The organism is Bacillus cereus group sp. BfR-BA-01383, from assembly GCF_022663495.1.
Taxonomy (GTDB): Bacteria; Bacillota; Bacilli; order Bacillales; family Bacillaceae_G; genus Bacillus_A; species Bacillus_A cereus_AU.
The window spans coordinates 1-13,725 of sequence record NZ_JAKUFP010000008.1 but is presented as its reverse complement, the minus strand read 5'-3'; the positions used below and the strand labels follow the sequence as shown (position 1 = coordinate 13,725).

The window sequence follows — 13,725 nt, the reverse complement described above, 5'->3', positions numbered from 1 at the left end:
CTACACATGTTGTGGATTCATATATATTTTACTGTAAATGAAAAGAAAACTTGGCATCAGCCAAAAATTCTCTATTTTATTTTACAAAACCACTCATAGAATGACAACTTATCAAAATCGTCACCTTTGTCAATTCTACATTTATTACATTCTCATCGTCAAGTAGCGATTTGTCACATTATCGTCAATATATACGTGCTAATTGGAGCCAATTGAAGTTCCTTTCCTCTAAATGAAGAAATTGGCTCTACTTTCGCTTGCTTTTCGTTTACTAACACATGCCACGTTTCTTCTTTTGGAAGCTGCACTGTTTTAGCTTCCAAACCGCTATTAAATAAAACTATAATCTCTTTCCATGGTCCAAACGATTCTGCATGTTGCAGGTGGTATGCAAGTACTTCCTTAGATGTTTGCAAAAAAGTCATATGCTTTTTTATAAGGTCTGCGTTTTGTAATCGAAATGCCCCGTGCTCTTTACGAATCGCAATTAATCCTTTTATATAGTTAACGGTCTCCATTTCTTTCTCTTTTTGCTCCCAATCTAATTGATTGATTTCATCATTTGCATTATAACTATTTTCATTTCCTTTCTTCGTACGATAAAACTCTTGCCCAGCATGTAAGAAAGGAATCCCTTGTGAAAGAATCACCATTGCGCTCGCTAGCAGGTGACGTTTTTTTAAAATATTTTCTGGTTCTTCATTACTGCACACTAGTTTATCCCACATCGTCATATTGTCATGACATTCTACATAATTAATACTTTGCATTGGCTCTAAAAATAGCCCTGTTTCTTTCATACTTAAAAGACTACCTGATGCTATATACTGCAAATGATGACAGTCTACATGCCCACCAAATGCAAAGCCGCGTTTATTTATATGAAAAGTACTTCCTTTTATCCCATCACGAAATTGATCATTAAACTGCGCGATATGTGGCATTTTCCTTGCATTATTTAACGTTGCTTTTTCCTCAAGAGGAAGCGGTGTTTGTAAATCCCACCCTTCTCCTAATAACAATGCATCGCGCTTTATATTTCGCACTTCTTCTTCTATCATATTCATTGTATCAACATCTAAAATTCCCATTAAATCAAATCGGAACCCATCAACATTGTATTCAGTAAGCCAATATAAAACAGATTCTATAATAAATTTCCTCATCATTTTCCGTTCAGATGCTATATCATTTCCAACTCCCGTCCCATTAGAAGGCATACCATCTTCACCATGACGAAAATAATATCCTGGGACAAGCTTTTCAAATGACGATAGCTCTCTTTCATAAACATGATTATATACAACATCTATAATCACCCTAATGCCGTGCTCATGAAATGTTTCAACCAGTTGTTTACACTCTACAATCCTGTTATACGGATTCGAAGGGTTTGTAGCATAAAATCCCGTTGGCGCATTGTAATATAGTGGATTGTAACCCCAATTGTATGCGAAGGAAGAAATCGCCTCATTTACGCCACCGAAACAATGTAAAGGCAATAGTTCAACATGTGTAACACCTAAATCTTTTATATGAGATAATCCCGTTAACGTCTCATTTCGTCCCGTTGTTCCCTCTTCCATCAGCCCTTTATATGTTCCTTTTTTATTCACTCCACTGTTCGGATGAATAGTCGCATCACGTATATGCAGTTCATACAATATGGCATCTGTCATTGACTGTAATGGTGGTAATTCCTCTCGTTTTGCGACACTCGTCTTTTCTAAATCGATCACAACGCCGTATTTCCCGTTTACAGTCACTGATTTTGCGTAAGGATCCACCGCTTCATTCCATATTAAATTAATACAAACAAGAAATGTATATTGTGCACCATCTAAATTACCTTGTAATGCATGAGCCCAAACTCCATTTTCTACTCTGTACATTTCATGATCGGTATATTCTTTATCGCTTTTATAAATTCTTACCTTCGCAAGCCGTGCAGTTGGAGCCCATACTTTAAATGTTGTTACTTCTTTTTGATATACAGCACCTAAATCTGTACCTTCATAATAATACTTTTCATCAAAAATTGCTGTTCGAATCACAGCGCCTATTTGTAAATCCGTTTCTTCGTTCCGTTCATCTCGTACTGTATAATATTTCCCCACATCTAGCGGCTCTTCTATAAAGCACTCATACTTCGTTGCATCCGGAAGCGCAATAGTATGAGCAATCGGTAAATCTTTCACATTGTTTCCTTCTTGCAAACGAAATGTCCGGCTTGTTCCATACGCATGCGGGAGCAAAATTGTAATTTTATTCATTTCATCTAAATAGGCATCAAATGGACGTTTTACTTTCAACATAAAAAATCACCATCATTCTCAAAATTAAAATGAAACGAGCTGCAAATGATAAGGCTTTTCTTATCAGCAAGACTCTACACAGTAACACGTTATTCTCTATAGTATATTCACCTGTATAAAAAACGTTTTCATACATTCTATTTTTGTAATTTTATTTCAGCAATCGATTTATACTTCGGTGTTTCCTTCACGTGAGATTCGTATAAAGTAATCGTGTCTGCTTGGAATGATATTTCAGGCACTTCTTTTATATGTTCTAAATCAAACTTTTCTTCTCCTACCCATTTACGGGCAACAGTAATATGCGGATGATACGGGCGCGTTTCTAGAGAAAATCCATTGTCTTCACAAATGGCATGAACTTGCTTTTGTAACTGAAACAAATCATGATTCTCACTTACCTTCGCCCAAAAAATACGTGGCTGATCTTCTCTACCAAACGTTGAAAACCCTTGTAACTTGAACGATAGTTCCTTTTTTTCTGTAAGTGTTTGTAATCCATTCTTTATTCCTTCTAATTGTTCCTGCGTCGCACTTCCTAAAAAGGAAAGGGTAATATGATAGTCTTCTTCATGCACCCACGAGCGAAATGGTAATTCATCCTTCATTTCCTCTTTATAGTTAGATAGCACTTCTTTTATATGATTTGGTAAAGTGATTGCGACAAAATAATGCATATCCATGTACATCGTCTCCTTCCTTTTATTGTTGCTTTTCTTTCTTATCTCATTCAGGTAAAAAGAAGCCGCCCTCTAAAATCTAACCTTCGAATAGATTTATTCTCTTCTTAGTTAAAGTTGTAATAGTAAATGAAATTATATCGACGCAAATTGAAATATATCGAACATAACTCTTATTATATCGACGCAAAATCAAATATATCGACGTTTCGACAAGGAATATCGACTTAACAACAAAATACGACAATAATAGTAACTTCCCCTAACAGAAAACCGTCCCAAAAAACCTTTTGGGACGGCCTCTTATTATTTACATATCCATTACTTCGCTAATTCATGAATTGCTTGAGCGTAAATTGCTGTTGCTTTTAATAAGTCTTCAATTTCAATGTACTCATCTTTTTGATGCGCAAGTTCTTCTTTTCCAGGGAACAACGGACCAAATGCAACACCAGCTTTTAATGAACGAGCGTAAGTACCTCCGCCGATTGCTAATAGTTCTGCTTTTTCTCCTGTTTGTTCTTCATATACACGTTGCAGTGTACGAATTAATACATGGTCTTTATCAACGTGATGCGGGCGAGAGTTAGAATAGTCAGCTACTTCAAACCCATGAGTGCCAACATATTCTTTTAACTTCGCAATTGTTTCTTCAAAGTTAGTCGTAACCGGGTAACGTACGTTTAATCCTAAATTGCCACCATTTTCTTTCGAATAAGAAAGGCGACCGACATTTACTGTTAACGGACCACTAATTTCGTCCTTATAAGCAATAGTAGCCTTTTCACCAAAAATATCACCAGTAAATGTTTCTGTTACAAATGTCGCAAATGAATTTGCTTTTCCATCAAGTGAAACTGTAGTTAAGAAGTTTGCTAATGATAAACCTGCATTCTCTCCTTTTTCAGGAGTAGATCCGTGTGCTGAAATTCCTTCCATTTGCAACGTCACTGTATTTCCTTCTATAGTTGATTTCCCTATTTTTTTAGCAATTTGTAAATACGCTTCATATGCTACTGTAAGTGCATTTACATCTTCTCCTGTAATAATCGCTTCTGCAAAATCAGGAACCATATTTAAACGGCGACCTGACTCAAATGAAACAAGTTCATATGCACCGTTTTTCTCTTCGCTACCATTTTGCACAACTTGTATATCAGAAATTCCTTTTTCCGCATTAATAATTGGAAAGTCTGCGTCTGGTGCAAAACCGATTGTTGGCATTTCTTCATTTTTAAAATAATGATCTACACATTTCCAATTACTTTCCTCATCTGTACCTAAAATCATGCGAACGCGTTTCGAAAGAGGTAAACCTAATTCTTTCACAATTTTCATCGCATAATAAGCTGCCATCGTCGGGCCTTTATCATCAATTGCACCGCGTGCAAAAATCTTTCCGTCGCGAATATCCGCACTATATGCAGGAGTCGTCCAGCCGTCTCCTTCTGGTACAACGTCAACGTGACAAAGAATGCCCACTAACTCTTCTCCTTGTCCCATTTCCAAATGACCTGCATAACCTTCTAAATTTTTAGAAGCAAAACCTTCTGCTTCTCCTTTATGTAACATGAAAGATAAAGCTTTTTCTACACCTTCACCAAATGGTGCGCCCTCTTTCGCCGACTCTTCTTCCCATACACTTTTAATTTGTAAAAATTGTTGTGTATCACGAATTAAATCATCTTTTCGTTTTGCAACTTCTTCTGTCCAATTAATCGCTGACATCACACATCCATCCTTCACTATAGTATTTCTTTCATCATAACAAACCGAAATCTCTTATGCCATACACGAAAATCAAGTACCGAACAATTGTAATATTTCAGATATTTCTCATTAGTTTTTCTTTTATTTTTTAAAAAAATTTGCAGGAATTTGGCGTTTTACGTAGAATTTTATGTGTTAGTTGACTGACCATATATACAATGTCAACTACCAATATTTTTCTATATGAATATTTGTTAAACTTTTGTAAAATTTAAGTAGATTAAAGCATGAATTTTATCATGTAGAGTACAATGGTAGTAACGACCTTCTTTCCTGAATGGGGTCAAAAAAACTAGTAGAGGAGTGGTTTTCTCTTGAAACCTACAACTACTCGTATGCTAACACGCATTAAATCAATTTATATGTACATCAATGAAAACGGAACGGTAACGACGAAAGACCTTGTAGATGAGTTCGGGATCACACCGCGAACGATACAACGTGATCTAAATGTGTTGCAGTTTAATGAACTCGTGTATAGCCCTTGCCGCGGTAAGTGGACAACAACAGGAAAGAAAGTGAGAATGACCTCATAATGAAAAAATAATTGTATGTAAATAAATACATACCCCTTTCTAACTATTAGAAAGGGGTCTTTTCTGCACCTAAAAAGGCACTACTTTTCAGTATCTACTTGATACGTTTTTAACATTTCTACTTCTTCATCTGATAGCTCGCGGTATTGTCCAAGTTCTAGTTCTTCATCTAATACTAACGGTCCCATTTCTGTTCTCTTTAAGTAAACAACTTTTTTCCCTACCGCTTCAAACATACGCTTTACTTGATGGAACTTTCCTTCTGTAATCACAAGCTCGATTTCAGAAATATCATCACTTTTTAATATTGTAAGTTCACCTGGCTTTGTTTCATAACCATCGTCTAAAATAACACCTTTAGCAAACTCTTTTACATCCTCTTCTGTTACTACTCCAGCAACGTGTGCATAATATTTTTTCGGCACATGCTTTTTCGGAGATAATAATTGATGCGATAACTTCCCGTCATTTGTAATCAATAAGAAACCTTCTGTATCGATATCAAGTCGTCCAACTGGGAACGGATCAAAGATCGCATCTTCTAATTCTAATAAATCTATTACTGTTTCATGATTATCATCTTCCGTCGCTGAAATAACACCTTGTGGTTTATGCATCATTAAATAAACAAACTCTTTATATTCCACAACTTCACCGTGAATCATAACTTCTTGCTCTTCTACATTTACATGAACCTTCGCATCTTTCACTGGCGTTCCGTCAATTTTTACAACGCCGTCTTTCAATAATTTCTTTACTTCTTTTCTACTTCCATATCCCATATTCGCTAATAATTTATCTAATCTCACGTTTTTCACCTTCTTTGTTTATCATAGAAAAGGGGACGTAATTACGCCCCTTTTGATTTCAACTTTATTTTAAATCTACTACCAAGTTTACGTTGAATTTTATCTAACGCTTCTCCGCCAAATACTCTTTCAAGTACTCCTGTGCGGATTGCTAACATTACGTAAACAAAGCCACCAATACTTGCACAAATCGCAACTGTAATTAAAGCACCCATACGGCCATCAGGCGAAATCATGAAGGATAGAAGCCATTGTGATAGTTTTACAGCAATAACCATTATAAGTGTTAATACTGCAATTTGGAATGTTCTCTTATATACAACACCAAATGAATAGTGTGCATGTTTTTTGATTTGTCTATTCGTATACCATACGGAAACTAAGAAGCCAACTGCTGTCGCCAGGATTGCTCCTATTGTACCGAAATAACGAATAAAGATTACGTTACATACGAATTTCAAAATAACACCCATAACAAGCGCGACAATCGCATGTTTTTGTTGATTAATCCCTTGCAGAATCGCCGCTGTTACTGTAAATAAAGCAAATAACAACGCAACTGGCGCATACCACATTAATACTTGTCCACCTAGTGGATCAGCGTCGTAAAACGCAGTATAAATTGGATATGCAAGTGAAGAAATACCGATAACTGCTGGCAATGTTAAAAACATATTTGCCTGGAATGTTTGTGTAATTTGTAATTTTAAATAACGATATTGTTTTTCAGTAAACGATTTTGTAATCGCTGGCACAAGCGTTAAACTAAACGCTGTTGCAAGTGATACAGGAATCATAATTAATTTATGCGTCCACATTGTGAAAATACCAAGCGCTCGCTCTGCGATATCGCCTTGACCAATCGCCTGCATAATTGAGTTGAATGTCAATGTATCAATTTGTTGATATAAAGGAATTGTTAACCCAATTACAACGTAAGGAATTGCATATGCAAATAATTCTTTAAATAATTGAACGGTACTTACTGTCGATTCTGGTACAGTTTGTTCAATTAAATATTGATCCAAATGTTTTTTACGTTTTAGCCAGTACCAAATGAGTACGCCAAGCGCTCCAACTGCTGAAACGAACGCAGCAAATGTCGCTACCCCAACTGCTGTTGCAACTGTGCCGCCAAGTACTTTAATAACGATAAAACTACCTGTTAATAAAAAGGCGATACGAATAATTTGTTCAATAATTTGCGAAACAGTAGTTGGTCCCATCGATTGGTGACCTTGGAAATAACCACGAATTAAACTCGCTGCCGGTACAACAATAAGCGCAAAACTTACAAGACGAATAATCGTCGTAACTTCTTCTATCTTATTTTGTAAACTTTGTTTACCAAGCATTGCTTCTGCAAACCATGGCGCCGTCATATACAGTACTAGGAACGAAAGAACCCCTGATACTATCATCATAACCATTCCCGAGCGGAACATTCTCCGGCTCGTCTTATAATCACCAAGCGCATTATATTTGGAAACGAATTTCGAAACAGCAAGCGGCACACCTGCCGTTGCGATACTTAAAAAGATCGTATATGGAATGTATCCATATGTATAGAGCGTTCCGCCTTCTGTGCCTACCAATGCATGAAACGGAAAGACGTAAATCATGCCTAAGAACTTTACTAAAAATGTTCCTAACGTAACGATAAGCGTTCCGCGCAGAAATTTTGAATCGGACATACAAAAATCCTCCTACATCTAGATAAAGTGAAACTATTACTAGCAGGAGACTCCTCTCCTACTCCTTATTAGTTGAACCATTCGAGCTTTTACGGGCCAGTGACCCCCCTCTTTACTTCTCTTAAGTCTTAAGGTTTTAGTCTTATTGCCCACAAATAGCAGGATAGTGCTGAACTCTAACTTTTGTATTGTACCACAATTCTCCCATCAAGCAGTACTTCACCCTATTTTTCTTTTAAGAGAAAACATGCTATTCTTTTAGGCAGGAAATGTAGAAAATGAGGTCGATATATTATGCATTATGATGTTATTGTCATCGGCGGCGGTCCTTCTGGGCTAATGGCTGCAATCGGTGCTGCAGAAGAAGGCGCAAGCGTCTTACTTCTTGATAAAGGAAATAAGCTTGGACGTAAACTTGCGATTTCTGGTGGCGGTCGTTGTAACGTAACAAACCGTCTACCACTTGATGAAATCGTTAAACATATACCAGGAAACGGGCGCTTCTTATACAGTGCTTTTTCTATTTTTAATAATGAAGATATTATTACATTCTTCGAAAATCTAGGTGTTAAATTAAAAGAAGAGGACCATGGTCGCATGTTCCCTGTATCAAATAAAGCGCAATCTGTTGTAGATGCACTTTTAACACGATTAAAAGACTTAGGTGTAAAAATACGTACGAATACACCTGTTGAAACAATTGAATATGAAAATGGTCAAACGAAAGCAGTTGTATTACAAACAGGCGAAGTGTTAGAAACGAATCACGTCGTTATCGCTGTTGGCGGAAAATCAGTTCCTCAAACTGGTTCTACTGGAGACGGATACGCTTGGGCTGAAAAAGCTGGTCATACAATTACAGAGCTTTTCCCAACAGAAGTACCAATCCTTTCAAACGAACCATTTATTCGTGACCGCTCATTACAAGGCCTTGCTTTACGTGATATCAACTTAAGCGTATTAAACCCAAAAGGAAAAGTTGTCATTTCTCATAAAATGGACATGCTCTTCACTCACTTCGGTTTATCAGGCCCTGCTGCTCTTCGTTGTAGCCAATTCGTTGTAAAAACGTTGAAAAAATTCAAAACGAATACAGTACAAATGAGTATCGATGCATTGCCAGAAGAAAATAGTGAACAACTATTCCAGCGCATGCTAAAACAAATGAAAGAAGATCCGAAAAAAGGAATTAAAAACGTTTTAAAAGGTTATGTTCCTGAACGTTACTTCCTATTCTTATTAGAAAAAAATGAAATTGATGGCAGCGAACAAGCTGGACAAGTTTCTCATGAGAAGATTCGTGCACTTGTGAAAGACTTTAAAGAATTTACTGTGAATGTAAATGGTACGCAGTCAATTGAAAAAGCATTCGTTACTGGTGGCGGTGTATCTGTTAAAGAAATTAATCCGAAAGAAATGTCTTCTAAATTCACGAATGGCTTATATTTCTGCGGAGAAGTTCTTGATATTCACGGTTATACTGGTGGTTATAACATTACATCTGCCCTTGTTACTGGTAGAATTGCCGGAACGACAGCTGGAGAAAACGCAAAAATGCAGTATTAAAGAAGAAACAGGACTTCCCTGTTTCTTTTTTTATATGTACATGGAATGCTACAAGATATATCGGCGATTCCTCAAATATATCAAATTACAAAAAAGAACGACAAATCGCCCTCCCCCTAACTTCCCATTTCTTTTTTGTTGCTTTATATACCTTAGTACCTTTATATTTTATATTGTTGAATATTTAAAAAGGGTAAGGGGAAAACAAATGAGAAAAAAAGTCATGATGTCTTTAATGCTAATGACGTTTCTTTCTGCAGTAGAAGGAACGATTGTTAGTACAGCAATACCTCGTATAACGAGTGACTTGTCAGGCGTCGAACTTGTTAGTTGGGTATATGCAATTTATATGCTTGCAACAGCTGTTTCGACTCCAATATACGGAAAACTAGCGGATTTATTCGGCCGCAAAAAAGTTCTGCTCATCGGAGCAACTATCTTCTTAATCGGTTCTGCACTTTGCGGAGTCGTTACATCAATGGAACAATTAATCTTCTTCCGTGCTCTTCAAGGTATAGGCGCTGGCGCTGTTATGCCGATCACAATGACGATTATCGGAGACTTATATAGCGAAGCGAAAGACCGCGCAAAAGCACAAGGCTGGATGAGTGCCGTTTGGGGTGTATCTGGTGTTATCGGGCCGTTAGTAGGCGGATTTTTAGTTGACTCTCTTTCTTGGCGCTATATTTTCTTCTTAAACGTTCCTTTTGGAATTATCGCTTGCCTAATGTTTGCCACTTCTTATAAGGAATCTGTTAAATCCGCCACTAAGCAACATATCGATTACCTTGGTGCAACAGTCTTCTCATTAAGTACAATTGCTCTACTATACGCATTATTAACAGGTAGCAGTAAGCAAAATTGGGGAGATATTTCAATTATCGGCCTATTAATCTTTGCCGCTGTTTCATTCATTATTTTCTTATACATCGAGAAAAAATCTCCGGAACCATTAATTCCGCTAGCACTTTTCTCTAACCGTACATTATCTACAATAAACATACTAACGCTTATTGCTGGTGCAATGATTATTAGTATTACAGTGTATCTTCCAATTTGGAGCCAAGGTGTTTTAGGAAAAAATGCGACAGAAGCCGGACTCATTTTAATGCCGATTCCTGTTATGTGGACATTTGGTGCCATGTTCTCGGGTAACTTAGTTGGCAAATTAAAAACAAAACAAATTATTTTACTTGGAGCTAGCATTTTATCAGTTGCTACCTTCTTATTATTTACATTATCAATAGATTCACCATCATTCCTTATCTATGTTGCAGTCGGATTATTCGGCTTAGGAATGGGGCTTGTCACACCAATTTACATGGTTACAATTCAAGCAGCTGTACCGGCTCATACGCGCGGAACGGCAGTTGGTTTAAACACATTTATTAATACATTTAGTCAAACGTTAGGTGCTGCAATTTTCGGCACGGTCTTCAATACGATGATTCATGCACGCGGCATTAAAAATCTTGATCTTGTTTCTTCTGGCGGACACGGCGGAGCTACAGCAAATGTAGTAACTGAATCACAATCCGCATTAGCCGCAAGTGTACACGTCATTTATATGAGTACTTTCGTATTAGCAGTATTGACTTTAATTATTGCTTGGCTCTTATTAAAGCCAGCTAAACAAACAAGTGAGCAGTAAAAAGAGGATGACCATTTTGGTCATCCTCTTTTTATAAAATCTACTCTTCATTCTCCACAATATGCTTAAGCATGGACAATTTATTATCCCAAAATCGTTCATAATACGAGAGCCACTGCTGTAATTCCTCTAACGGCGCTGGTTGCAGGCGATATATCTTCTCTCTTCCGCTTTTTCTCCCACTCACTAAATTCGCTTCTGAAAGAATATGAAGATGCTTTACAACTGCAGTACGACTCATCGGAAAATGGTCTGTTATTTTGGAAATTGGTAACTCTTTATCACTTAATAACCGTAATACTTCTCGGCGGGTTGGATCAGCAATTGCTTGAAACACATCATATTTCGCTGCTGATGAGGACATTTAACCTTCGACAACCTTTTTCAGTTTTTCATTTACAATCGCTACCCATCCGCCATTCATTCTATCGCGAATAATAGAGCTCTTCGCATTCGCTTTCGGAAGAATTTCATCAGGATGTTTCCAGCCGCCGTGAATTAACGTAAATTCTGTTTTATTATCTCCTAAGTCTTTCAAATGAAATGAAACAACCCAGCCATCTGTGTCCCATGAGAAAGATAAATGGTTCGGCTCATCAATTTCTAACACTTTACATGGTGATGGCCCAAATGGTGATTGCACATGAAATTCATGTCCTACCTCTAATTCGAAATCGTTTGGCATAAACCATGACGCAATTCCCTCTGCAGTAGATACTACACTCCATACTTTTTGAATAGACGCGTTAAAAACGATTGTTTGTTTAATATCATTTAATGTATTTTGTTGTTCCATTTTCATTCTCCTTCATTCGGCATAAAAGCAACACCTTTTAGTTTCATTTCAGATAATATAACACCTTTTGGTTACATGTCAAGAAAGGCTCTTTTTGTTGAGAAATTCTCAACATTTTTTCAACAGGACAAACACCCTCTCAACATGAAACTCCACCATTCGTATTGAAAGAAGCGCCTTACTTATATCATGCGTAATTCGCCTCTCCTCCTTCCCTCTGAGGCAATACGCGAGATATAAAAAATCAGAGAGAATATGCCCACCATTTGAGTAGGTAGTTATTTCTCTTCTCCTTAACATTTCCTTAGGAGCGAAATGACTACCCACTCACTTTTTTTAACAAAATAAAAAGGGTAAATAACTGTTACGATTTATTTAACCAATTATAACCAAAGTTAATTAAATATATCAGTAAGCCCTGCTAGTCAAGTGATTGGCTAGTAGTGAGGGTTAACTGCGGGCAATCCCTAAAGCTGATTGAACTACAACGTGGCTAGAAATAGCGAGCGTGAATGTCGCGAAAGCAGAAAAAATCAATCAGATCGTGCAAGGTTAAATCCTAAACACTAGAACAATGGGTCTTCCGCCTCGAATCATCTAAGTCAAAATGGATAAGATGATTCGAGGCGACTATCTCGTATAACTGACGAGAGTACATCACAAGCCTATGGTGATGGAAAAATCCTCTATCTCTAAAGAGATAAACATATAGTCTGCGCTCATGTGACAACATGAGAAGTTCATAAGAGAACTGGCTAAGGAATTGCGCCCTTAGTTGAACAAGATAAATTTTATTGAATCTATCAAACTTTATTGAAAATATCGAACATACGCGCTATGTTAGGTTCAATGAGGTGAGAATAATAATGAAATTTTCACGAGTTAGTCAAGTATCAGAATTAACAGGTTTGCATCCGAGTAGTCTCAGGAGAATGCTGGTGGAACACGCTACCATTCAGAAGAACCAATCTTTCATTATCTGAAAGGTGAGTGCCCGAATAATCGCACAGTAAAGGAGTTAAATTCTGATGATATTGGCGAAGAAAGTCAGACTGATTCCAACGTCTGAACAAGAAAAAGTGCTTAGAAACCATGCTGGTGCTGCAAGATTCGCTTATAACTATTGTAAAAGAATGAGTGATAGATACTATAAGCTATTTGGAAAATCTGTTTCACAGTTAGCTTTACAGAAACGATTTACAAAGATCAAGAAGCGAAAGAGATATGAGTGGTTAAAAGACATCAACGCACAAGTTCCCAAACAGGCTTCAAAAGATTTTGATACGGCGAGGAAACATTCGTTCAAAAAGTACAAAAATGGTTATCACACTTCTTATAAATCCAAAAAAGATTTAATCCAAGGATTTTATGCCAATTATGAAAGACTGATTATAGGAAAGAAAGTAGTTCATATTCAGTCCATTGGAGAAGTGAAAACAAGCCAACAACTACCAAGAAACAAAAAAACATCAAATCCAAGAGTTACCTTTGATGGTCGTCACTGGTGGATTAGTGTAGGGTTCCAAGAAGACTTTGAAGCACAAGAACTAACCAATGAGTCGATTGGTGTGGATGTCGGTTTAAAAGAGCTGTTTGTAGCTTCTAATGGTACGAAAGAACGAAATATAAACAAAGATGCCAAGGTTAAAAAGCTTTTGAAAAGGAAAAAATCAGCACAAAGAGATATGTCTAGGAGATTTAAAAAAGGTGTAAAAATTCAATCTGCCGGATATGAAAAAGCTAAAGCTGAGCACCTGCGGTTATCTAGGAAAATTATGAATATCCGAAATAACCATATCCAACAAGCAACAGCTAACTTGGTGAAAACCAAACCAATGAGGATTGTTGTGGAAGACTTACCTATCTCAAACCTGTTAAAAAACAAAAAACTATCGAAAGCATTTTCAT

Annotated in this window: 11 protein-coding genes; 4 read left to right on the top strand and 7 right to left on the bottom strand. The window is 36.9% G+C overall.

The features are described 5' to 3' along the window. Positions 1-173: 173 nt before the first annotated feature. From pulA to pepV, 3 genes are all read right to left on the bottom strand, one after another. Positions 174-2,315: a type I pullulanase gene (gene pulA, locus MR065_RS10260; RefSeq protein WP_242213568.1), complete on the bottom strand. Its 2,142-nt coding sequence runs from the start codon at positions 2,313-2,315 to the stop codon at positions 174-176. A gap of 137 nt (positions 2,316-2,452) precedes the next feature. Continuing rightward, positions 2,453-2,998: an RNA 2',3'-cyclic phosphodiesterase gene (gene thpR / locus MR065_RS10255; RefSeq protein ID WP_242213567.1), complete on the bottom strand. Its 546-nt coding sequence runs from the start codon at positions 2,996-2,998 to the stop codon at positions 2,453-2,455. A 318-nt stretch (positions 2,999-3,316) separates the two neighbouring features. Next, complete coding sequence (pepV, locus tag MR065_RS10250; RefSeq protein WP_242213566.1) at positions 3,317-4,723, bottom strand: dipeptidase PepV; 1,407 nt, start codon at positions 4,721-4,723, stop codon at positions 3,317-3,319. 356 nt (positions 4,724-5,079) lie between these two features. Here pepV and MR065_RS10245 point away from each other — a divergent pair, with 356 nt between their 5' ends. Further along, on the top strand, positions 5,080-5,301 hold the full coding sequence (locus tag MR065_RS10245) for a DeoR family transcriptional regulator (protein ID WP_000805512.1): 222 nt from the start codon (positions 5,080-5,082) through the stop codon (positions 5,299-5,301). An 80-nt stretch (positions 5,302-5,381) separates the two neighbouring features. Here MR065_RS10245 and MR065_RS10240 read toward each other — a convergent pair whose 3' ends face one another. Then, positions 5,382-6,110, bottom strand: coding sequence for a pseudouridine synthase (locus tag MR065_RS10240; protein WP_242213565.1), 729 nt, complete (start codon positions 6,108-6,110; stop codon positions 5,382-5,384). A gap of 41 nt (positions 6,111-6,151) precedes the next feature. After that, on the bottom strand, positions 6,152-7,804 hold the full coding sequence (locus MR065_RS10235) for a putative polysaccharide biosynthesis protein (protein WP_097906254.1): 1,653 nt from the start codon (positions 7,802-7,804) through the stop codon (positions 6,152-6,154). A gap of 294 nt (positions 7,805-8,098) precedes the next feature. On the opposite strand from MR065_RS10235, the gene MR065_RS10230 reads away from it, so the two are divergent. Together MR065_RS10230 and MR065_RS10225 are read left to right on the top strand one after the other, a co-directional pair. Beyond that, complete coding sequence (locus MR065_RS10230; protein ID WP_097906255.1) at positions 8,099-9,370, top strand: BaiN/RdsA family NAD(P)/FAD-dependent oxidoreductase; 1,272 nt, start codon at positions 8,099-8,101, stop codon at positions 9,368-9,370. A gap of 208 nt (positions 9,371-9,578) precedes the next feature. Beyond that, the gene (locus MR065_RS10225) at positions 9,579-11,021 is read left to right on the top strand and encodes an MDR family MFS transporter (protein ID WP_242213564.1); all 1,443 of its coding nucleotides are present in this window, start codon (positions 9,579-9,581) and stop codon (positions 11,019-11,021) included. Between the two features lie 40 nt (positions 11,022-11,061). On the opposite strand, the gene MR065_RS10220 is transcribed toward MR065_RS10225, so the two are convergent. Together MR065_RS10220 and MR065_RS10215 are read right to left on the bottom strand one after the other, a co-directional pair. Further along, a complete protein-coding gene (locus tag MR065_RS10220) occupies positions 11,062-11,385 on the bottom strand; it encodes an ArsR/SmtB family transcription factor (protein WP_242213563.1) in 324 nt (107 codons plus the stop codon). Next, positions 11,386-11,817 (bottom strand): SRPBCC family protein, encoded by a 432-nt coding sequence (locus tag MR065_RS10215; protein WP_242213562.1) that lies wholly within the window; start codon positions 11,815-11,817, stop codon positions 11,386-11,388. 1,028 nt (positions 11,818-12,845) lie between these two features. Between MR065_RS10215 and MR065_RS10210 the strand changes: the two genes are divergently transcribed. Beyond that, a partial coding sequence (locus MR065_RS10210) for an RNA-guided endonuclease InsQ/TnpB family protein (protein ID WP_242213561.1) occupies positions 12,846-13,725 on the top strand: 880 nt, incomplete at its 3' end.

Bases quoted from the DNA above. Each gene is read 5' to 3' on its own strand.
- MR065_RS10220 (WP_242213563.1), bottom strand. From the start codon at position 11,385: ATGTCCTCATCAGCAGCGAAATATGATGTGTTTCAAGCAATTGCTGAT.
- MR065_RS10235 (WP_097906254.1), bottom strand. From the start codon at position 7,804: ATGTCCGATTCAAAATTTCTGCGCGGAACGCTTATCGTTACGTTAGGA.
- MR065_RS10230 (WP_097906255.1), top strand. From the start codon at position 8,099: ATGCATTATGATGTTATTGTCATCGGCGGCGGTCCTTCTGGGCTAATG.
- MR065_RS10215 (WP_242213562.1), bottom strand. From the start codon at position 11,817: ATGGAACAACAAAATACATTAAATGATATTAAACAAACAATCGTTTTT.
- thpR (WP_242213567.1), bottom strand. From the start codon at position 2,998: ATGGATATGCATTATTTTGTCGCAATCACTTTACCAAATCATATAAAA.
- pepV (WP_242213566.1), bottom strand. From the start codon at position 4,723: ATGTCAGCGATTAATTGGACAGAAGAAGTTGCAAAACGAAAAGATGAT.
- pulA (WP_242213568.1), bottom strand. From the start codon at position 2,315: ATGTTGAAAGTAAAACGTCCATTTGATGCCTATTTAGATGAAATGAAT.
- MR065_RS10225 (WP_242213564.1), top strand. From the start codon at position 9,579: ATGAGAAAAAAAGTCATGATGTCTTTAATGCTAATGACGTTTCTTTCT.